Below are 18,687 nucleotides of genomic sequence, written 5' to 3'. Positions count from 1 at the left end.
CATCGGCCGGCTCCGGGGGACACGGCATCGCGCGGGCGCCACGAACCGTGCGGTGCGCCGGCGCAAAGTCCGAAGACGGGGCGCGTTTCCCCGCCCCATAGGGGTACCCGGTGAGTGGACGACGCCGCCGTATTCGGTGAGGAGAGTGAACGACCATGGCCCGAAACCAAAAGGCCAAGGCCAAGATGGAACAGACCAAGGGCAAGGCCAAGGAGACTGCCGGCCGCGCACTGGGAAATGAGCGGATGGCGGCCGAGGGACAGGCCGAGAAATCGAAGGGCGACGCACGTCAGGCGAAGGAGAAGACGAAGGACATTTTCAAGCACTGACGCGCCACGCCAGGAGCGGGATCCCGATTCCCACATCACAGGGATCCCGCTCTTTGTATGCCTTTGTGTGCCGTGGGTTCCCGCTGCCGATCCCCCGGCCGGAATGCTGTCACCCATCGGTCACCAATAGTGGCGTCGGCCGGCGACTGCGTGTCCCATGGATCCCATGATCCACAAGACGATGCCGATCACGGTCAGGATGAGGCCGATCGTCCAGAGGATCGATATGCCGGTGAGGAAACCGATGATGAGCAGGATGATGCCGAGGGCGATCATGGTGTGCCTCCTGCCGTTGGCCTGAGTGGTGCCTCCCGTGTTCCCTGAAGCCGCGGCCTCATCCCTGCCGCTCACCGGCGAAATCGTCCATCGTCAGGGGCCTTACGTCGCCTTGCCCTCTCCGCCGCCACGCTCGGTGGCGGCAGGCCGGCCGCGGGCACCGCGGGTCGGCGCGGGTGTCCGGGCCGCCGCCGGGCGGGACGGGGGCTCGCGGTCGTCCTTTGTCTTGTCCCGGAGGTCCTCCGGGGTGGGGGCCACGGTCGGCGCGCTCTGGGAGGTGTCGTTCTCGTCGGGGGTTCTCATGGTTTCGTCCTCACGCAGGTCCGGTGCCTCCTCGCGGAGACGAGGAGGCACCGGCCGACTGCCCCGATCCCCCGGTCCCACACGGCGCATCCCGGTGCGGCCTGCAGGGCTGTCCGTGGTGGGTCACAAGATGCGGGGGCAGTCGTTTCGGTGCACCGTGGGGAAAACCGGACCGGCCGTATGCCGGTCCGATTCTTGCGAGCATCGCACTAGCCGAAGGAAACGTGATGGCCGTAGCCACAGACATGCTCGTTCCTGCGCTGCGTGAGGTCCGTGAGGCCGAAGCCGCGCTCGCCGACCGTTTCAGAGCCCATCTCGCAGTGACGCCCTCCGGAGAGTACCGGGAGATCCTGGAGCGCCGTGTGGGGGACGCCCGGGGCCACGTGTACCTCATCGACGAGCGGCTGAACTCCTTGAAGCCCCGCGGGCTGGTGCAGACGGTCGCCGGAACTGTCTGGCACGCCACCCAGCAGGCGGCCCGGATGCCCCTCAGCGCGGCCAGGGCCGTCCCGGGCGCCCTGTTCCGGGGCCGGGGGACAACGGAGCAGCAGATGCTCAAGAACGTCCAGGACGAGTACGCGGTCACCGCTTTCGCGGTGGCGATCTGCCGCGCGGCCGAACGAATCGCGCAGGAGGCCCAGGACGGCGTCAGCGCGGACCTGGTGCGCTCGGTCCGCCACGACGGTGAGGAGACGCTGGAGGAACTCGGCATCAGCCTCGAGCAGCACGCCGGGGCGGCGGTCGTGGCCGCCGAGGGGCTGGGCGTCGGCAGCGCCGCCCGGGCGGTGCGCGAATGGAGCAACTGGCTGCGGGAGACGGCCGAGCGCATGCCGGGAATGGACCGGCTCAAGGCAGCGCCGGAGGGAGCCCTCATCTCGGAGATGGAGCTGCCGATCTCCGACTACCGACGGCTCAGCACCAGGACCGTCCTCGACCGGCTGCCGCAGCTGTCCCAGACGGATCTCGCCACGGTGGGCGCCTATGAGCGCTCGCATGCGGCGCGTCCCGCGATCCTGGGCAGGATCGCGGACCTGCTCGGGCCCGAACCCTGGCCCGGTTACGACGGCATGCACGAGGACGAGATCCTCAAGCGGCTCGGTGAGGCCACCGAGCGTGTCACCCGGCGGGTGCTGGAGTACGAGCGCCGCCACCAGGCCCGCGCCACGATCCTCACGACCTCCGAACCGGTCCCTGCCTGACCCTCACGGGGCCGGGCGGACCGGAGCCGGGCTGCGAACAGGCCGGCCGCGCCCCTGCGCGGCCGGCTTCGTGGGTGTGTAACGCGGTGGTCCCATGCGGCGGCCGGCGACGTCCGAGGCGGATGACGCCCGAGGGTCCCTTCCTCGCGTCGGCGGTGCGTTTCGCCGCGCTCAGCGGCCGGGTACCCGGTCCCGGCGCTTCTCACGTCGACGACCAGCCCTGCGCCGCACGGGTACTTCGCAGGTATCCGTGTGCCCCGCGGCCCATCGGTGCTCCTGCCCTCCCGTCACCGGGAGGGTGCCTGGGTACCGAGCAGGTCCAAGATGTCGTCGGCGTGTTCCTCTTCCTCTTCCAGGATCGCCTCCATCATCCGGCGGGTGGTGGGATCGTGGTTCGCGAGCCAGCGGATGATCTCCTGGTAGCTGGAGATCACGATCCGTTCGGCGAGCAGATTGTGCTCCAGCATCGCCTTGAGGTCGTCCGGATTCGGTGCGGTGTAGTCGGTGTGAGCGCGCTGGGCCAGGGTTGCCGGGTCGAAGTCCGGGTCGCCGCCCAGCTGGGAGACACGTTCCGCGGCCAGCATGGCGTGCTGCATCTCGGCGGCCGCGTGTTCGGTGAACTCCGCCGACACCTGGGCGCGGTCGATGCCGATCGCGGAAATCGCATGACGGGTGTAGCGCAGCCAGCACACCACCTCGGTCGCGATCACGTCGTTGAGGACGGCGATGACACGGTCCTTGTCGAGGCCGTAGGTGCCGGTGACCGGGCCCTCCTCCATCTTCCGCCTGGCTTCTTCGCGGATCCTGGTGACGTCCAGGACGAATGAGTCGCTCATGCTTTCCGTTCCTCTGTTCCCTCGGTTGCCCAGCAGAGGGACTGCCCTGCTCGTCACGCAAAGGCACGGCCGCTGTCCGAAAATGACCGGTTCGATGCAGCCCTTCGATGCGTTTGCGGGCCCTGTCGAACCGGCCGTCGGGGCTGAGCCGCTGCCGTCGCTCCCCCGCAAAGGCATGCAACGTCGCCCGGACGACCTCGCACGACGCGGCAGGACGGGCCGGGACCGCAGGTCGCGGCCCCGGCCCGGCATCGGCATCGGCGTCACAGCCAGGTCGTCGCCAACGGGACGGTCACGGCCGCGGCGAGGAGGAGCGTGATGTTGAGGGCGACCTGGCGGTCTCCCCGGCTCAGGTGAACGACGGTCGCGCCGATCTGCAGGAGCACGAACCCGATGGCCGCGGCCAGGGCCAGCCAGGGCGCGATGCCGGTCAGCGGCGGGAGGACCAGCCCGGTCGCGCCGAGCACTTCGGTCACCCCGATGGCCCGGACGGCCGGCATCGGGGTGCTGTCCACCCAGGCCATCATCGGTCGAAGCTGGTCACGGCTCTGGACCACCTTCACCCCGCCCCCGTAGACGTAGAAGAGGGCCGGCAGCCCGGCAAGGATCCAATATGCGACGTTCACGATTTCCCATTCCGCGATCAGCAGGGGTGTGTGACACAGCGTCACCAGGGGAGTCGTCCGGAGGGCACACGCGTGCGGGAGCGGTCCGGATCTCGAGGAGGAGCGGGCGAACCGGGCGGCGTGGCGCTCCCGGCCTCTAGGCGAAGTCCGTGGCGGGCTCGGTGGCGTAGCGGCTCATCGCTTCGATGTTCGCCTGCGGAGTCAGCGCCCGGCCGCCGGCGATCATGTCCTGCAGGTCCCGGAAGTACTGCACGTACAGGTCCGGCGTGAAGGTGCTGAGCATGACGGCCGGCTGGTCGGTCGTGTTGGCGAAGGTGTGCGGGGCTCCGGGCGGGACCATCACGAGCGTGCCCGCGTCCGCGTCGTAGTCCTTGTCCCCGACGGTGAACCGCACCGTGCCGGAGATGACGTAGAAGCCCTCGTCGTGCTGGGCGTGGCGGTGCTGCGGCGGTCCGGGGGTGTGCGGCGCGAGGACGGACTCGGCGAGCCCGAGGCGGTGCCCGGTGTTGCTGCCGTCCTCGAGGACGCGCAGGCGCGTGGTGCCCAGGAGGATCGTCTCACCGTCGCCCGGACCGACCACCGATACGGCGGGGTCGGCAGTCGGCTCGCTGTTCTTCGGTTCGTCAGTCATGCTGCGATTCCACTGCCACGGCGCCGGGACTGTCCAAGACCCATTCCGTGAAGCCGATACCGTACGGGTATCGCCGCAGTAGGGGGCGTGGTGCGACTGCGAATGGCCGCGGCGGCGCGCAAGGCCGGAGCACTGCCTCGCCCGTGTCGTACGCGCCGGCGGAACAGCACCGGGCTGCAGGACTGCGGCGGAACCGCGCCTGCCTGCAGGACTCCGGCGGAACGGGGCCGGCCTGCAGGACAGGGCGAGGCGGTGCGGGCCGGTGCCTCAGTGGTCGCCGGAGGCCGCGGGGCGGTACAGGACGGGCAGGTCGCCGGGCCGTACCCGGGCGGTCACCGGCAGGGTCGCCTCCACCTCGCCGTCGGCGCCGTAGGGAACGGGGCGGGAGGCCTCGATGCGCACTTCCTTCCCGCGCAGGACCTGTACTTCGGGACGGCGGATGTGGGCGCCGGTCTTCAGCTCGTTCATGAGGGCGAAGAACAGCCGGCGCGGCGCGTCGCGGATCATCACGATGTCGAGCAGTCCGTCGTCCACGCGTGCGCCGGGGGCGATGAGCCGGCCGGAGCCGTAGTAGGGGGAGTTGGCGGCCACGACGGTGTAGCCGCGGTGGGCGTGTTCCTCGCCGTCGACGGTGACGCGGTAGTCCGCCGCTCGCCACGAGGTGACCGCGCGCAGGCCGCCCGCGTAGTAGGAGGCGGCGCCGCGCAGCAGACGGGCGTGGTTCGCGTGCCGGTTGGCCAGTGCGTCGACCCCGGCGTAGACGCTGCCCAGGACCACGGTGCCCCGGTGGACGGCCGATTCCACCTCGATGGTGTCGACGCGCCTCGGCTCGGCGTGCAGCAGGATGTCGGCGAGTGCGGCGGGGTCGTCGGGCAGGTCCAGGGCGCGGGCGAAGTCGTTGCCGCGCCCGGCGGGCACCAGCCCGAGGACCGTGCCGGTGCCGCTCAGGGCCCCGCCGATGCCGCCGGCCATGCCGTCCCCGCCGACCGCCAGGACCACCCGGCCGCGTTCCCCGGCCTGCCGGGCGATGTCCTGGGCGTGGGCGAGGCTGTGGCTGTACTCCGTCTCCAGCCCGGCGCCGGCTTCGCGGAGCAGGCGGGCCAGCTGGAGCAGCGACGCCGCCCCGGTGGAGCCGCCCGCTGTCGGGTTGACGACGGCGGTGAACTGTCGCATCGGTGTGCCTCCGGGCGGTGACGGTAGAGGTGGAACGGCCGGGCGGTGACGCTGGAGGGGGAACGGCCGGGCGGGGTGGGTCAGTCGGTGGGCAGCAGGACGCCGGGGTTGAGGATCCCCTCGGGGTCGAGCCGGCGCTTGACCGCGAGCAGCGCCTCGACGCCCAGCGGTCCGGCCTCCCTGACATACCAGTCGCGGTGGTCGGTGCCCACCCCGTGGTGGTGGGTGATGGTTCCCCCGGCGGCGAGGACAGCGTCGTTGGCGGCGTGCTTGGCACGGGTCCAGTGTGCGACGGGGTCCTCGCCCTGGGCGCTGACGACGGTGAAGTACAGCGAGGCGCCGTTCTCGTACACATGGGAGATGTGGCACATCACCAGCGGCGGGGTGCCGGCCTGGGTGAGGGTGTCGGTCAGGGCGGTGCGCACGGCCGTGTACAGGTCGGGGATGCGGGACCAGAAGGCGGCGGTCTCCAGCGTTTCGGCGAAGGCGCCCGCATCGAGGAGGGCGTCTCGCAGATAGGGCGCGGAGTAGCGGCCGTGGGCCCAGCGTTCGCCCGGTTCGGAGCCGAGCAGGGTTCCGCCGGCCTCCCGCAGCACGGCCGCCGCCTGTTCCCGCCGCTGGGCGGTGTCCTCGGCCGTGCCCTCGTAACCGGTGATCGCCGTGCATCCGGCGTCGCCCTGCGCGAGCCCCGCACCGATGGCGTCCGGCTGGGCGAGGCCGATGAGCGTCTCGGTCTCGTCGGACAGGCGCAGCACGGTCGGCCGGGGTCCGTCCTGGGCGAGCCGGCGCAGCGCCGCGGCTCCCTCCTCGAAGGAGGCGAACCGCCAGCCCTCGTAGACGCGCGCCTCGGGCAGCGGGCGGATCCGCACGAGGACGGAGGTGATGACCCCGAAGGCGCCCTCGGAGCCGAGGATCAGCTGGCGCAGGTCGGGCCCGGCGGCGGAGCGGGGGGCACGGCCCGTCTCGACGGTCCCCTCGGGGGTGGCGAGCGTGAGGCCGAGCACCATCTCGTCGAAGCGGCCGTAGCCGGCGGAGGCCTGTCCGCTGGAGCGGGCGGCGGCGAAGCCGCCGATGGTGGCCCACTCGAAGGACTGCGGGAAGTGGCCGAGGGTGAAGCCCTCCGCGGCGAGCAGGGCCTCGGCCTCGGGGGCGCGCAGGCCGGGCTGGAGCACGGCGGTGCGCGAGACGGGGTCCAGGACCTGCAGTCGGTTCATGCGGCGCAGGTCCAGGGCGACGAAGGCGCCCCGCTCGGGGGCGAGGCCGCCGACGACGGAGGTGCCGCCGCCGAAGGGCACGACGGCCAGGCCGTGCGCGGCGCAGGCCTTCAGCACGGCGAGGACCTCGTCGTGGGAGGCGGGCAGCACCACGGCCTGCGGGACGTCGCGGACGTCACCGGAGCGCAGGCGCAGCAGGTCGGGGGTGGACTTGCCGCGGGTGTGCCGGATGCGGCTCTCGGCGTCCGTGCGGACGTGGTCCGGGCCGCCGACGGCCTCGGCGAGCGCCTTCAGCGCCGCCGGGCCGGCCGTGGGCTCGGGCAGGCGGATGTCCTCCAGTGCCAGGGCGGGCGTGCTGCGCGGCTTGACGCCGAGCAGGTCGCGCAGCAGGCCGGTCACCGTGCCGGGCAGCGGTGTCGCCTTGGCCGGGTCGCCCCAGCCGTTCCACAGCATGTCCATCGAAGGGTCGTCCTCACAGGTCGGTGTGCTCGGTTCGCGCGGCGGCGGCTCCGCCCGGCCCCCGGGGCGTTACACTGTGACACATGACGCCTATTCGTCACAACGGTTCGGACAATGACCACGTGCTCGACGCGGTGCGCGACTGTGTGCTGGCCGTCGGCGTCCGCCGCACCACCCTCGCCGACGTGGCCCGCCGCGCCGGCGTGTCCCGGATGACGCTGTACCGGCGGTGGCCGGACCTGCGCACCCTGGTGGGCGATCTGATGACCCGTGAGTGGATCGCCGTGGCCACCCGCGCGATCCCGGAGTCCACGCCCGGAACGGACACCCGGGCCCGGATCGTCGAGGGGCTGGCGGTGGGGGTGCAGGCCTTCCGCGCTCACCCGCTCTTCCGCAAGATCGTCGACGTCGACCCCGAACTGCTGCTCCCCTACGTGCTCGACCGGCGCGGCGCGAGCCAGGAGGCGCTGCTGGCGCTGCTGGCCGACGCGCTGCGCGAGGGTCACGCCGACGGATCGGTGCGCACCGCCCACACCGAACGGCAGGCCCGCGCCCTGCTGCTGATCGTGCAGTCCTTCGCCCTGTCCCTGCGCACGATGACCGACGAGGACGACCCGGAGCTCGGCTCCCCGGCCTTCCTCGGCGAGCTGCGCACCCTTCTGGAGAGGACCCTGACGCCATGAGCGACACCGAGGCCGTACGAGGCTCGTCCCTCAGCGCCGGCCGGCGCACCCGGGAACTGACCGAGGCCACGGACGGCAGGGTGGCCGACGTGCTCGTCGTCGGCCTCGGTGCCACGGGAGCCGGAGCCGCCCTGGACGCGGCCGCCCGCGGCCTGGACGTCGTCGCGGTCGACGCGCACGACCTGGCCTTCGGCACCTCCCGCTGGAGTTCCAAGCTCATCCACGGCGGGCTGCGCTATCTGGCCTCCGCGCAGTTCGACGTGGCGCACGAGAGCGCGGTCGAACGCGGGGTGCTGATGACCCGCACCGCCCCGCACCTGGTGGCCGCGCAGCCGTTCGTGCTGCCGCTGACCCCTCTGGTGTCGCGGACCCAGGCCTCGCTGGCCTGGGCCGGGTTCCGGGCGGGCGATCTGCTGCGGCTCGCCGCCCGGACCCCGCGGCAGGTCCTGCCCGCCCCGCGCCGGCTGTCGGCGACGGAGGCCCGGCACCTGGCGCCCTCGGTGCGTGCGGACGGGCTGCGCGGCGGACTGCTGTCCTGGGACGGCCGGGTGACCGACGACGCCCGGCTGGTGACCGCCCTCGCGAGGACCGCCGCCGCGCGCGGCGCACGGATGCTGACCCGGGTCAGGGTGCTGGAGCTGACCGGGACGGGCGCCCGGATCCGTGACGAACTCACCGGCGAGGAGGGCGAGATCCGCGCCCGCGCCGTGATCAACGCCACCGGGGTGTGGGCGGGCGACCTCGTCGGCGGCATACGCATCCGCCCCTCCCGCGGCACCCATCTGGTGCTGCGCTCGGAACGGCTCGGCACGCTGCCGGCCGGTGTGCACATCCCGATCCCCGGCGAGACCAACCGCTTCGTCCTGGTGCTGCCCCAGGGCGACGGCCGGGTCTACGTCGGCCTCACCGACGAGCCGGTCGACGGCCAGGTCCCGGACGTGCCGGAGGTCCCCGAGACCGACATCGGCTTCCTGCTGGACGTGCTCGGCTCCGCCCTGGACACGCCCGTACGCCGGGACGAGGTCGTCGGCGCCTTCGCCGGGCTGCGCCCCCTGCTGGACACCACCGGGCACGACGGCCCGGGGGACAGCCCGGCCCGTACCTCCGACATCTCGCGCCGGCACGCCGTGCTGACCTCGCCCGACGGAGTGACCACGATCGTCGGCGGCAAGCTCACCACCTACCGGCGGATGGCACAGGACGCCGTCGACGCCGCCGCGGCGGCCCGTGGCCTGACCGTGCGCCCCTCCCCCACCGCGTCCCTGCCGCTGGTCGGTGCCGCCGCGCCCGAACGGCTGCGCGCCCTGCCCGCACCTCGCCGTCTGGTCCGCCGCTACGGCACCGAGGCCCCGGCCGTCCACGCCCTGGCCGAGGCGGACCCGGCCCTGGCCGAACCCGTTCTGCCCGGACACCCGGTCACCCGGGCCGAACTCGTCTGGGCCGCCCGGCACGAGGGCGCCCTCGACGCATCGGACCTCCTGGACCGGCGCACCCGCATCGGCCTCGTCCCCGAGGACCGCACCGAGGCGCTGGCCGTCGCCGGGGAGGTCCTGGCCCAGGCCCGGTCCGCCGTGCGCGGCGCGTGATCCGGCCACGGGCGTTCAGCCGCTGAACCGGACCGGGGACGGCACGTCCGACCGGTGTCGACGTGCCGTCCCACCGCATCCGCAGCCCAGCCCGGCCGTCCGGCTCAGCCGCCGAGGAGGTTCACCGCCCGGTCGAATGCCGAGTCGCGGCCCTTGGCGAACTCCTCCTTGGTGAAGACCGGTTCGACGATGTGCGGCGGGATGCCCGTGCCGTCGAAGGTGCGGCCGGTGCGGGTCAGGAACTCCTCGTTGGGCAGGCTGAAGACCATGCCGTCGGGCAGGTGGCGCACCATCACGTCCGAGAAGACGCCCTGCGTGCTGCGGCCGATACGGACGGTCCGGCCGGGCCGGTCCATGAGTGCCTGGGTGAAGGTCTCGCCCGCACTCACCGTCGAACCGCCGGTCAGGACGGCGACGGGGCCGGTGTAGCGGGGCGCGTCGGCCGGGACGACGGGCACGGGTTCGGGCCGGGTGTGCCGGGTGGGGTCGGCGGGGTCGTTGCGGGCCCGCTTGGCGTAGGCGACGTAGGGAGTGTCGGTCAGGCGCCGGGCGATGCGGATGCCCAGGCTGTCGGAGCCGCCGCCGTTGATCCGCAGGTCGATGATCAGCCCCTTCAGGCGCTCGACCCGCTCGGTGGTCAGGACCGCGTTCAGTGTCCTGTCCAGTGCCGCTCGCTCGGCACTGAACGGGGCGTTCTCGCCCGCGTATCCGCCGAAGCCGGAGATCCGCAGATAGCCCTGGCCGCCGGGCAGGTCGGCGTACGTGATCCGGCCGGCCACGAAGTCCTGCCGGTGCGAGGCGTCCTTGAGGTCGCCCGCCACGATGAACTTCTTGACCCGGGCGTCCAGTTCCTCGGTCGGGACCTCAGTGCCGGGCCTGACCTCGTAGAACCTGGTGTCACCGTCCTGGACCACGACATGGGCGTCGTGCAGCGGCCGTACCATCCGGCTGAAGATCCCGAAGAGCTGCTTCCTGGTGGTGTCCCGGTGCACCTGCGGCCGGTACCGGTCCCGTACGGCGTGCCAGTCGATGCCCTTCGCTGCGAAGAACGGGTAGTTCTCCTCGTAGGTCTGCCAGAAGACGTCGAAGGCGGTACGGGGGTCGTCCGGCAGCGGGCGGGCGCAGCCGGCCGGCAGCGCCGCGATCCTGCGCAGCGTGCGGTGACCCACCGAGCTGTCCGCGGCCAGCGTGGCGTCGTCGCGGTCGTGCCCGGTCCGCACGGTCAGGAGGGTGCCGTCCGATGTCAGGTAGGTGCCGGGGCCGGTCTGTGGTGACCTGTCGCCCTTGAGGCAGCCGACCGACGTCGTCTGGTACTCCTGCAGCGCTCCCCCGCCCAGGGCGAGGACGGTGCCGTAACCGTCCGTCCGCCACACGCCGTCGGTGCTCGCGGGGCCGGGCTGCGCGGCGCTCGCGGCCGGTACCGCGGCCGCGGTGAGCGTGAGGGCGACGACGGCGGTCGTGACGATGCGCACGGTCTTGTCCTTCCGGTGGTGCGTTGCGGAACACCACCGTGGCCGACGGCACCCGGCGCCCACCATCCGGTGGGCCGGTGACTCCGGGGTCGGGACAACCCCCGTACCCGCTCCCGGACATCGCCCCCGGCTCAGGCGAAGCGTTCCACCAGGTCTTCCAGGACGGCCACCGCCCGGTCGGCGTGCTCGTACGGCACGAAGAGGTGGTCGTGGTGGAACCCGGCGACGACGTTGCAGCTCAGGCCGGCGTCGGCGAGTTCCCGTGCGACCGCGGCGGTCAGACCCACCGCCTCCAGCGCGGAGTGGACCCGCAGGGTGATCCAGCCGGCCACGTAGTCGTAGGCCATCCCGGCCGCGTCCGCTTCCTCCAGCGGCGCCACCACGGTCAGGCCTTCCCGCTCGGCGACCGTCACCACGGGGCTCACGCCGGAAGGCACACCGCCCTCGACAGTGGTGAACACATAACGGCCCTGGTGCAGCTCCGGACGCATACCGCTCAGCAGCTTCTGCAGATCACTCTCACCGGTCATGGTTCCCACGTTACGGGACACCGGCGTCAGCACTGTTCGAAGTGGCTGGGCCTGGTGTGGCGGTGGACCAGACGGCCCAGTCGGGCGGCCCGGGCGCGGGCGGCAGGATCCGGGTGCCGTAGGACCTGCGGACGGCCGCCGAGTGCCAGGGGATGGTCCAGGCGTCCGGGGCGTCGAGCAGGCGGATGCCGAACTCGGGGGCGCCGACCGGCTGGAGGCCGCGGACAGCAGGGCAGCAGGGCAGCAGGGCAGCGGTCTCACAGACCGGCGAGGCTGTTCGCGGTGTCCCGGTCGACGACCGCCTCGCTCCCGGGCACCCCGGCGGGGTCATGGCCGGGTACGGCCGACAGCCGCGGCAGCAGACAGGCCCAGAACTCCACCATGCGTTCCTTCGACAGCCAGTCGCGGTCCCGGCCGCCGAGCGCCTCGAAACCGACCGTGGCGGCCACCACGGCCACGGCGACCCCCTCGGGCGAGACACTCTCCGTGAGCTCCCCCGACCGCTGCGCCTGGCCGACGACATCGCGCACCCAGCCGTGCCAGCGGTCCAGCACGGTGGCCCCGCCGTCCCGTGACAGGTCGCCGCCGAGGGCGAACCCGGCGCGCACGACCGGGTCGGTGGCGAACGCGACCACGAGTTGGCGGATGGCCGCCACCAGCACCCCGAGCGCGCTGTCGTCCGAGGACCGGCAGCGCTCGGCCAGCTCCTCGACCCTGTGCGCCGCCACGCTCTCGATCTCGCCCGCGAGGGCGTCCTTGCTCGGGAAGTGGAAGTGCAGGGCGCCGGCGCTCACCCCGGCCCGTTTGCTGATCGCCGGCAGCGACGCGCGGGCGTATCCGTCGTGGGCGAAGGCCTCTGCCGCAGCGAGGACGAGGGCCTGCCGTGTCCGAGCCGCCCGGACCTGCTTCACCATGACGCCCTCCTCCTGCTTCTGCGCGGATACGGACCCAGAGCCTCAACTCCGGATAACCGCATGTTCAGTATGTTTATGAGGCTCGGGCGCGGCAAGACCTGACGGCGCACCAGGGAAAAGACTCCGACAGGTGTCCGCCGAGGCCGACCAAACCGCGTGGCTGGTTTGGGTGACCTGTGCGAGAGGAGATCCATACGGCGACATGAACACCAGGAGACGCGGAAGTCCGCGGCCCTGGTCGGGCGGCGGACTTCCGGTGGGCACATGCTCCGTACTCAGGACGCCGACGGACGCAGCACCACGGGCAGCGACCGGAACCCGTTCAGCATGAAGGTCGGCAGCGGTGCCAACTCCTCGGGCGCGCAGGCCAGCCGGACGTCCGGGAACAGTTCGAACAGCCGGGAGAGCGCGGAGGCGGCCTCGATCTCACCGAGGGGTGCGCCGAGGCAGCGGTGCGGGCCGTGACCGAAGCCGAGGACGTCTCGGTCGGCGGTGCGCAGCAGGTCGAAGCGGCCCGCGTCCGGCCCGTGGCGGTCGGTCTCGTGGCCGCCCGCCGCGAAGTTGACGAGAATGCAGTCACCCTTGCGGATCCTGACCCCGTCGAGGTCGATGTCCTCCACTGCGAACCGCATCGGCGCATACGCACCGGGGGTGTGCACCCGCATGGTCTCGGCTATCACGTCCGGCCAGCCGGCCCGGCCGGCGCGCAGGTGCGCCAGCTGCTCGGGGTGGGTCAGCAGCGCGCCGGCCGCGTTGGTGATCAGGGTGGCGGTGGTGTCCTGGCCGGCGGCGATGAACATGAAGAGGGAGCCGAGCAGTTCGTCCTCGGTGAGCCGGTCGCCGTGGTCCCGGGCGGCGATCAGCGCGCTGGTGAGGTCCTCGCCCGGCCGCTCCCGCTTGGCCTTCACCAGGGCCGCGAGCCGCCCGAAGGCCTCCAGCCGCGCCGCCTCCATCGCCCCGGCGGAGACGGTGGAGCTGAACACCGTGCTCAGCGCCGCGGAGAGGGCGTCCGTTTCGGCACCCTGGGGCACTCCGAACAGTTCGCAGATGACCCGCAGCGGCAGCACCTCCGCGTACGCGGTGCGCAGGTCGACCTGTGTACCGGGGGCGAGGGCGTCGAGCGTGGCCAGCAGTTCGGCCGAGAGTTCCTCCACCCGGGGACGCAGGGCCTCCGACCGCCGCGCGGTGAACGCGCCGGCCATCAGCCGGCGCAGCCTGGTGTGGTGCTCCCCGTAGGCGAACAGCATGTTCTCGTTCGCCACCCACGGGTAGAGCGGCCACTCCCCTGTGATCTTCCCCTCGATGAACGGCGGCCAGTGCAGGCGCGCGCTGCGCGAGACACGCGGATCGGTGAGCAGCCGCTCCACGTGCTCCTGCTGTACGACGGCCCAGGCGAGCACCCCTCCGGGCAGCTCCACCTGGACCGCGGGGCCCTGGGCGCGCAGCATCGCGGCCTCCCCCATGTGGTCCTGGCCCATCAGGTCCAAGGCGTAAGGGCAGGCTGTTTTTTCCATCGTTGTGCTCCCTGGGTCGGTCCTGCATCACGTTGTTGTGTCGCGACGTGCCCATGGAAGCGATGTCCGCTCCCCGCACCCGGGATACCTGCGTCCGTGGCCCTCGGAGGGCCGTCCGCTCAGCCGACGGCCGGAGCCTCCTCCGGTTCCCGGCTCAGCTCGATGGCCTCTTCGTAGACCCGCCGCCCGCGGTCCAGTGACATGTCCAGGCGTACCAGCACAGCGGGGACCGCGATGCTGGTCATCAGGTGCCGGTAGAGGTCGACCACCCGTTCCATCAGGTCCGCATGGTCGTTCATGATCTTGGAGAGCACCTGTGCCCCGGTGAACGCGGCGACGAATGCCTTCGCCGCGGCCCCCACATCGACCTGGGGCAGCAACTCCCCGTTCGCCTTCGCCCGTTCGAGCAGATGGGCGTTGTGGTCGACCCACGAGGCCATCGGTACCCGCCGGTCCAGCCCGTCGTGCGGTGAACCCTGGTCCACGGTCAGGCGGATGCTGCCGCGCACCATGGGGTCGCCCACGCCGAGCAGATGGGCAAGGAGGAACCCGGCGTCGAGGCCCTCCTGGAGCACCAGCTCCCGCGGCGGCGAGTCCGGCACGGACTTCAGCTGGTCGGTCAGCACCGCCTGGGCGAGTTGCTCCTTGGAGGCGAAGTGGAAATAGAGAGCACCCTTGGTGACATTCGCCCGCTGGAGGATCTCCGAGATGGTCGCCGCCTCGTAGCCGACGTCGGCAAAGACGTCAGCGGCTGCCACCAGGATGTTGCGCCTTGTCCTGATCGCTCGTTCCTGCAAGGCCACGGCACATCCTCCGCACTGGCTTCACGGGCCTGTCGGCAACAAAAAGAGACCGACAGGTACGTATCCTGCCACCCCGAAAGATGGCCTTTCAAGCATGCACGTGTCCCCTCCTCACCTTGCACGCAGGAACTTCCCGGCCGTCGCTGCCCCCCAGAATAAAACCTGTCAGCCGGTATCTCAACGTTCCCGCAGCACTTCCGCACGTGGGAACGTCCTCGGGCCCGGCGGGGAAGCCCGGATCCCTCTCGCTTCCGCATCCGGGCGGAAGCCGCATGTCGACACGGTTCAGCCGCCGTTGGCAGAAACTTGGCTTGATTAGCAAACCGGGAGGTCCGTATCTTCTGACTTTGCGCACCCAACCCTTCCGGATCTGCGACTACTGGAGAGGGTCATGACCCTTCTGACACCTCAGGTACATATCCCCTCTTTGCCGGAGATCGAGCACTATGACACGCATCAGGTAATCCATCCGGACACGAGCCGGACGGACGATGCGGATTTCATGGCCGACGGACCGCTTCCCGGTGCCCTCACCGGCGAGTTGACCCGGCTCCTCTTCGACGGCGAGGACCGTGAGCACATCCACGCCAGGTGGCGCGGCCTCATCGCGCGGGAGACGTTCCGCCACCGCCCCGGACTGGGCTCCGCCGAACGCGCCGCCCTGTCCTACGAGTGGCTGCGCATGGTGAACGACACCGCCCAGGGCGCCGAGCAACTCGCCGACGACCCGAGGCTGTTGGCAGGGCTGCACGAGTGGGCGGCGATCGTGGACGGCGGCGGGGGCCTGTGCACGGTGGCGAGCATCCACTACAACCTCTTCCTCGGCAGCCTGCTCGACCACGAGGGCGCCGGGAGCCGTGACCTGTCCGACTTCACGACCCTGCGGCGTACCGGCACGTTCCTGTGCACCGAGCTGGAGCACGGCAACGACGCCTCGGCCCTGGAGACCACCGCCGAACTGGACCCGGTCACCGGCGGGTTCGTACTGAACACCCCGCACGCGGGCGCCCAGAAGTTCATGCCCAACACCAGCATGACCGGCGGACCCAAGAGCGCCGTGGTGGCCGCCCGGCTCCTCGTCGACGGCCGGGACGAGGGCGTCTTCCTGTTCCTGACGCCGCTGAGCGACGAGCGCGGCCTGCTGCCGGGGGTCCGGGTCCGCCGGCTGCCCCTGCGCACCGGCGCCCCGGTGGACCACTGTCTGACCGCGTTCGAGCACGTGCTGCTGCCGCGTGACGCCCTGTTGGAGTCCGCGCACGGCCGCCTGGACGCCGACGGCCGCCTGCACAGCACCCTCGGCAACCGGCGCAAGCGGTTCCTGCAGTCCATCGGCCGGGTCACGATGGGCAAGCTGTGCATGAGCGGTGCCGCCGTCGGCGCGACCCGGGCCGCCCTCGCCATAGCCGTCCGCTACGGCGACCAGCGGCAGGTCAGCGGGCCGCGAGCGGGTGAGCGCATCCCGGTCAACGCCCACCGCTCGCACCACGGCCGGCTTCTGAAGGGCCTCGCCACGGCCTATGCCATGACCTTCCTGCACCGCTCGGTGCTCGCCCGCTGGAGCGAGCAGCACAGCGCCGGGGACGCCGGACAGCGGGCGGAGACCGAGCGCCTGATCGCGGTCGCCAAGAGCTGGATCACCTGGCAGGCACGGGACATCACCATCGAGTGCCGCGAACGCTGCGGAGCACAGGGCCTGTTCGCCGTCAACGGCCTGTCCGAGTTCCCGCAGTACGTCGAGGGCACCATCACCGCCGAGGGCGACAACCTGGTGATCTGGGTGAAGGCCGCCGCGGAGATGCTCTTCGAGCACCAGCCGCCGCGGACCGCCCCCGGCTCCCCGGGCGGGGTGGACCGGCTGACGGATCCCCGGCATCTGCGCGGGCTACTGGCCTGCGCCGAGGTCATCTGGCAGGACCGGGCGCGCGCGGCCCTGCGCCGGGGTCCTTCCGGGGATCCGGTGGAACGGTGGAACGGCGCCTCGTCCGCCGCCCTGGAGATGGTGTCGGTGCACGCCCGTCTGCAAGCGGCCGACGCCTTCCTGGACGCGGCCGCCCGGACGACGGATCCCGAGGCCCGCGGCCTTCTGGAGAGGCTCTGCGTGCTGTTCCTGCTGGAGCAGATCGGCGAGCACTCCGGCGATCTGCTGGCCGACGGCCATCTGTCCGGCGATCAGGTGCGCGCCCTGCCCCAGCTCCTGGACGACGTGCTGCGCGATCTCGCCCCGCACATGACGGACTTCGTCGAGGCGTTCGACCTGCCTGCCGCGTACCTCGACGGGATCCCGCTGGCCAACTCCGGGCGGGTCTCGCTCGCGGACTACGCCATCGCGGCCGAGTAGCCGGCCGGTTCGCCGGCGCAGGACGGCCGCCCGACCGCCGCAACCGGCGGTCCCGTACGGAGCCCTGTCGGGCTGCGACGGTCCGGGCGGCCGTGCCGCACGGCCGGTTACCGTTCGCCCGGCTGCCGCACGGCCGGTTACCGTACGCCCGGCTGCCGTTCGTCCGTCGAAACGGCCTTCATGGGCAGCAGGTCCGGGGCCGGGTCAGGACTTCGCGAGGCTCCCGATCCAGGACTGGAGGCGTCGGCCCTGGTCGGCCATCAGGCCGGGGTCGCGCAGGGTGTTGGTGAGGACCGACATGCCCTGGTAGGCCGCGACCAGTTCGACGGCGAGGGCGCGGGCGTCGGGCCGGCCCAGCTCGGCGAACTGCCCCTCGACCCAGTCGAGAAGGGCCCGCATGACCTTGGCGGCGGCCTCGTCCAGGCCGTCGTCGCGCTTGTCGAGCTCGGTGGCCAGCGTGCCGAAGGGGCAGCCGAAGCGGGCCGCGGTCTCGCGCTGCTCCACCCAGCCGGCGATCAGCGTCTGCAGCCGGGTGACCGGATCGGGGAGCCTGTCCAGGCGGGCGGTGAGCACGGTGAGCTGGTCGCAGTGGGCGTCGACCGCCGCCTCGACCAGCTGGTCCTTGGTCTTGAAGTAGTAGTAGACGTTGCCGAGCGGGACGTCGCCTGCCCGTGCAATGTCCGCGAGGGTGGTCTTCTCCACGCCGTGCTGGTGGAAGACCTGGACAGCGGCCTCGACGAGACGTTCACGCTTGCCGCCCCGCCGGGACGGGGCGGCGGCTCCGGTCGCCGCAGCGGATTTTGAGTCAGTCACCTGACTAAGAGTAGACAGCGCCGGACCGGACGGCTAGCGTAGCGACTTAGTTAGTCAACTAACTCAATCGAGGAGCGAATGCCATGATCGTGGTGACGGGCGGTTCGGGGAACGTCGGACGGGCGCTGGTCTCGAAGCTGACGGAAGAGGGCGAGGCCGTGACCGCCCTGGCACGGCACATCGGCCCCGGGGACGTTCCGCCGGGTGTGCGGGCCGTCGCCGCGGACCTCGGGCGGCCGGCCGGTCTCGGGCCCGCGCTGGAGGGGGCCACGGCCCTGTTCCTGCTGGTGGCCGGCGACGATCCGGAAGGGATCCTGAAGCAGGCCGCCGCGGCCGGCGTGACGAGGGTGGTCCTGTTGTCCTCGCAGGGGGTGGGCACCCGGCCGCACGGCTACGCACACGCCGCCGCCTTCGAGGCGGCCCTGGCCGCGTCGGGGACCGCCTTCACCGTGCTGCGCTCGGGCGGCATGGCCTCCAACGCGTTCGCATGGGCCGAGTCCATCCGGCTGCACCGCACCGCGGCAGCGCCCTTCGCCGATGTGGCGCTGCCGTTCGTCGACCCGGACGACGTCGCCGCGGTCGCCGCCGCCGTGCTGCGCGAGGACGGTCACGACGGCGCCACCTACACGCTGACCGGCCCCGAGGCCACCACTCCCCGGCAGCGGGCCGCCGCCCTCGCCCGTGCCCTGGCCGAGCCGGTGACCTTCGTGGAGCAGAGCCGCGAGGAGGCCCGCGCCCAGATGGCGCGGTTCATGCCGGGCCCGGTGGTGGAAGGGACCCTCTCCATTCTCGGTGAACCGACCCCCGAGGAGCAGGCCGTCAGCGCGGACGTGGAGCGGATCCTGGGCCGCCCCGCGACCCCTTTCACGGCCTGGGCGGCCCGCAACGCGCCGGCGTTCCGCTGACGCCGGCGGGCCGGGAGCAGTGCGGGGCAGGCAGGTCGGCTTCGAGTGCCGGCGAGCCCGGTTCCGAAGCCGGAAGGCCGCTC

19 protein-coding genes are annotated in these 18,687 nt (G+C 72.0%); 6 read left to right on the top strand and 13 right to left on the bottom strand.

Going from position 1 to position 18,687, the window contains the following annotated elements; genetic code table 11:
- The first annotated feature begins 155 nt into the window (after positions 1 to 155).
- Positions 156 to 329 carry a CsbD family protein gene (locus ACZ7P3_RS36675; protein ID WP_472088414.1) on the top strand — a complete coding sequence of 58 codons (174 nt, stop codon included), beginning with the start codon at positions 156 to 158 and terminating at the stop codon, positions 327 to 329.
- 120 nt (positions 330 to 449) lie between these two features.
- Here ACZ7P3_RS36675 and ACZ7P3_RS36670 read toward each other — a convergent pair whose 3' ends face one another.
- A complete protein-coding gene (locus tag ACZ7P3_RS36670) occupies positions 450 to 605 on the bottom strand; it encodes a DUF6131 family protein (RefSeq protein ID WP_472088412.1) in 156 nt (51 codons plus the stop codon).
- Between the two features lie 102 nt (positions 606 to 707).
- A complete protein-coding gene (locus ACZ7P3_RS36665; RefSeq protein ID WP_472088411.1) occupies positions 708 to 908 on the bottom strand; it encodes a hypothetical protein in 201 nt (66 codons plus the stop codon).
- 227 nt (positions 909 to 1,135) lie between these two features.
- On the opposite strand from ACZ7P3_RS36665, the gene ACZ7P3_RS36660 reads away from it, so the two are divergent.
- Positions 1,136 to 2,107 (top strand): hypothetical protein, encoded by a 972-nt coding sequence (locus ACZ7P3_RS36660; RefSeq protein WP_472088410.1) that lies wholly within the window; start codon positions 1,136 to 1,138, stop codon positions 2,105 to 2,107.
- 287 nt (positions 2,108 to 2,394) lie between these two features.
- On the opposite strand, the gene ACZ7P3_RS36655 is transcribed toward ACZ7P3_RS36660, so the two are convergent.
- The 5 genes from ACZ7P3_RS36655 to ACZ7P3_RS36635 all read right to left on the bottom strand — a co-directional run bounded on the left by ACZ7P3_RS36655 (position 2,395) and on the right by ACZ7P3_RS36635 (position 7,046).
- Positions 2,395 to 2,943: a ferritin-like domain-containing protein gene (locus ACZ7P3_RS36655; RefSeq protein ID WP_472088408.1), complete on the bottom strand. Its 549-nt coding sequence runs from the start codon at positions 2,941 to 2,943 to the stop codon at positions 2,395 to 2,397.
- 263 nt (positions 2,944 to 3,206) lie between these two features.
- The gene (locus tag ACZ7P3_RS36650; protein WP_472088407.1) at positions 3,207 to 3,569 is read right to left on the bottom strand and encodes a DoxX family protein; all 363 of its coding nucleotides are present in this window, start codon (positions 3,567 to 3,569) and stop codon (positions 3,207 to 3,209) included.
- 136 nt (positions 3,570 to 3,705) lie between these two features.
- Positions 3,706 to 4,200: a cupin domain-containing protein gene (locus tag ACZ7P3_RS36645; RefSeq protein WP_472088406.1), complete on the bottom strand. Its 495-nt coding sequence runs from the start codon at positions 4,198 to 4,200 to the stop codon at positions 3,706 to 3,708.
- A 267-nt stretch (positions 4,201 to 4,467) separates the two neighbouring features.
- Entirely contained in the window at positions 4,468 to 5,373 is a 906-nt protein-coding gene (locus ACZ7P3_RS36640; protein ID WP_472088405.1) for a diacylglycerol kinase family protein, read from the bottom strand.
- An 80-nt stretch (positions 5,374 to 5,453) separates the two neighbouring features.
- Complete coding sequence (locus ACZ7P3_RS36635) at positions 5,454 to 7,046, bottom strand: FAD-binding oxidoreductase (protein ID WP_472088403.1); 1,593 nt, start codon at positions 7,044 to 7,046, stop codon at positions 5,454 to 5,456.
- 83 nt (positions 7,047 to 7,129) lie between these two features.
- Here ACZ7P3_RS36635 and ACZ7P3_RS36630 point away from each other — a divergent pair, with 83 nt between their 5' ends.
- Together ACZ7P3_RS36630 and ACZ7P3_RS36625 are read left to right on the top strand one after the other, a co-directional pair.
- On the top strand, positions 7,130 to 7,729 hold the full coding sequence (locus ACZ7P3_RS36630) for a TetR/AcrR family transcriptional regulator (RefSeq protein WP_472088401.1): 600 nt from the start codon (positions 7,130 to 7,132) through the stop codon (positions 7,727 to 7,729).
- Positions 7,726 to 9,315, top strand: a complete 1,590-nt coding sequence (locus tag ACZ7P3_RS36625) for a glycerol-3-phosphate dehydrogenase/oxidase (protein ID WP_472088400.1) — start codon at positions 7,726 to 7,728, stop codon at positions 9,313 to 9,315. The genes ACZ7P3_RS36630 and ACZ7P3_RS36625 overlap by 4 nt, the downstream gene beginning before the upstream one ends.
- A 104-nt stretch (positions 9,316 to 9,419) precedes the next feature.
- On the opposite strand, the gene ACZ7P3_RS36620 is transcribed toward ACZ7P3_RS36625, so the two are convergent.
- From ACZ7P3_RS36620 to ACZ7P3_RS36600, 5 genes are all read right to left on the bottom strand, one after another.
- Positions 9,420 to 10,787 carry a S41 family peptidase gene (locus ACZ7P3_RS36620; protein ID WP_472088398.1) on the bottom strand — a complete coding sequence of 456 codons (1,368 nt, stop codon included), beginning with the start codon at positions 10,785 to 10,787 and terminating at the stop codon, positions 9,420 to 9,422.
- A 131-nt stretch (positions 10,788 to 10,918) separates the two neighbouring features.
- On the bottom strand, positions 10,919 to 11,317 hold the full coding sequence (locus ACZ7P3_RS36615) for an ACT domain-containing protein (protein ID WP_472088396.1): 399 nt from the start codon (positions 11,315 to 11,317) through the stop codon (positions 10,919 to 10,921).
- 257 nt (positions 11,318 to 11,574) lie between these two features.
- Positions 11,575 to 12,231 carry a ScbR family autoregulator-binding transcription factor gene (locus ACZ7P3_RS36610; protein ID WP_472088395.1) on the bottom strand — a complete coding sequence of 219 codons (657 nt, stop codon included), beginning with the start codon at positions 12,229 to 12,231 and terminating at the stop codon, positions 11,575 to 11,577.
- 275 nt (positions 12,232 to 12,506) lie between these two features.
- A complete protein-coding gene (locus ACZ7P3_RS36605; RefSeq protein WP_472088393.1) occupies positions 12,507 to 13,745 on the bottom strand; it encodes a cytochrome P450 family protein in 1,239 nt (412 codons plus the stop codon).
- Positions 13,746 to 13,864: 119 nt separating this feature from the next.
- On the bottom strand, positions 13,865 to 14,548 hold the full coding sequence (locus tag ACZ7P3_RS36600) for a ScbR family autoregulator-binding transcription factor (RefSeq protein WP_472088392.1): 684 nt from the start codon (positions 14,546 to 14,548) through the stop codon (positions 13,865 to 13,867).
- Between the two features lie 502 nt (positions 14,549 to 15,050).
- Here ACZ7P3_RS36600 and ACZ7P3_RS36595 point away from each other — a divergent pair.
- Positions 15,051 to 16,886, top strand: coding sequence for an acyl-CoA dehydrogenase family protein (locus ACZ7P3_RS36595; RefSeq protein ID WP_472088390.1), 1,836 nt, complete (start codon positions 15,051 to 15,053; stop codon positions 16,884 to 16,886).
- A gap of 204 nt (positions 16,887 to 17,090) precedes the next feature.
- Here ACZ7P3_RS36595 and ACZ7P3_RS36590 read toward each other — a convergent pair whose 3' ends face one another.
- Positions 17,091 to 17,699 (bottom strand): TetR/AcrR family transcriptional regulator, encoded by a 609-nt coding sequence (locus ACZ7P3_RS36590; protein ID WP_472088388.1) that lies wholly within the window; start codon positions 17,697 to 17,699, stop codon positions 17,091 to 17,093.
- Between the two features lie 83 nt (positions 17,700 to 17,782).
- Between ACZ7P3_RS36590 and ACZ7P3_RS36585 the strand changes: the two genes are divergently transcribed.
- Positions 17,783 to 18,604: an SDR family oxidoreductase gene (locus ACZ7P3_RS36585; protein WP_472088386.1), complete on the top strand. Its 822-nt coding sequence runs from the start codon at positions 17,783 to 17,785 to the stop codon at positions 18,602 to 18,604.
- Positions 18,605 to 18,687: the final 83 nt, after the last annotated feature.

The sequence above is a fragment of the Streptomyces sp. NPDC107581 genome (assembly GCF_055657175.1).
This window is presented reverse-complemented; position numbering and strand designations above follow the sequence as displayed.

Excerpts from the sequence above, each read along its gene's own strand:
- ACZ7P3_RS36665 (WP_472088411.1), bottom strand. The coding sequence starts at position 908 with ATGAGAACCCCCGACGAGAACGACACCTCCCAGAGCGCGCCGACCGTG.
- ACZ7P3_RS36640 (WP_472088405.1), bottom strand. The coding sequence starts at position 5,373 with ATGCGACAGTTCACCGCCGTCGTCAACCCGACAGCGGGCGGCTCCACC.
- ACZ7P3_RS36645 (WP_472088406.1), bottom strand. The coding sequence starts at position 4,200 with ATGACTGACGAACCGAAGAACAGCGAGCCGACTGCCGACCCCGCCGTA.
- ACZ7P3_RS36610 (WP_472088395.1), bottom strand. The coding sequence starts at position 12,231 with ATGGTGAAGCAGGTCCGGGCGGCTCGGACACGGCAGGCCCTCGTCCTC.
- ACZ7P3_RS36660 (WP_472088410.1), top strand. The coding sequence starts at position 1,136 with ATGGCCGTAGCCACAGACATGCTCGTTCCTGCGCTGCGTGAGGTCCGT.
- ACZ7P3_RS36635 (WP_472088403.1), bottom strand. The coding sequence starts at position 7,046 with ATGGACATGCTGTGGAACGGCTGGGGCGACCCGGCCAAGGCGACACCG.
- ACZ7P3_RS36670 (WP_472088412.1), bottom strand. The coding sequence starts at position 605 with ATGATCGCCCTCGGCATCATCCTGCTCATCATCGGTTTCCTCACCGGC.
- ACZ7P3_RS36625 (WP_472088400.1), top strand. The coding sequence starts at position 7,726 with ATGAGCGACACCGAGGCCGTACGAGGCTCGTCCCTCAGCGCCGGCCGG.
- ACZ7P3_RS36585 (WP_472088386.1), top strand. The coding sequence starts at position 17,783 with ATGATCGTGGTGACGGGCGGTTCGGGGAACGTCGGACGGGCGCTGGTC.
- ACZ7P3_RS36655 (WP_472088408.1), bottom strand. The coding sequence starts at position 2,943 with ATGAGCGACTCATTCGTCCTGGACGTCACCAGGATCCGCGAAGAAGCC.
- ACZ7P3_RS36605 (WP_472088393.1), bottom strand. The coding sequence starts at position 13,745 with ATGGAAAAAACAGCCTGCCCTTACGCCTTGGACCTGATGGGCCAGGAC.
- ACZ7P3_RS36615 (WP_472088396.1), bottom strand. The coding sequence starts at position 11,317 with ATGACCGGTGAGAGTGATCTGCAGAAGCTGCTGAGCGGTATGCGTCCG.
- ACZ7P3_RS36675 (WP_472088414.1), top strand. The coding sequence starts at position 156 with ATGGCCCGAAACCAAAAGGCCAAGGCCAAGATGGAACAGACCAAGGGC.
- ACZ7P3_RS36595 (WP_472088390.1), top strand. The coding sequence starts at position 15,051 with ATGGCCGACGGACCGCTTCCCGGTGCCCTCACCGGCGAGTTGACCCGG.
- ACZ7P3_RS36630 (WP_472088401.1), top strand. The coding sequence starts at position 7,130 with ATGACGCCTATTCGTCACAACGGTTCGGACAATGACCACGTGCTCGAC.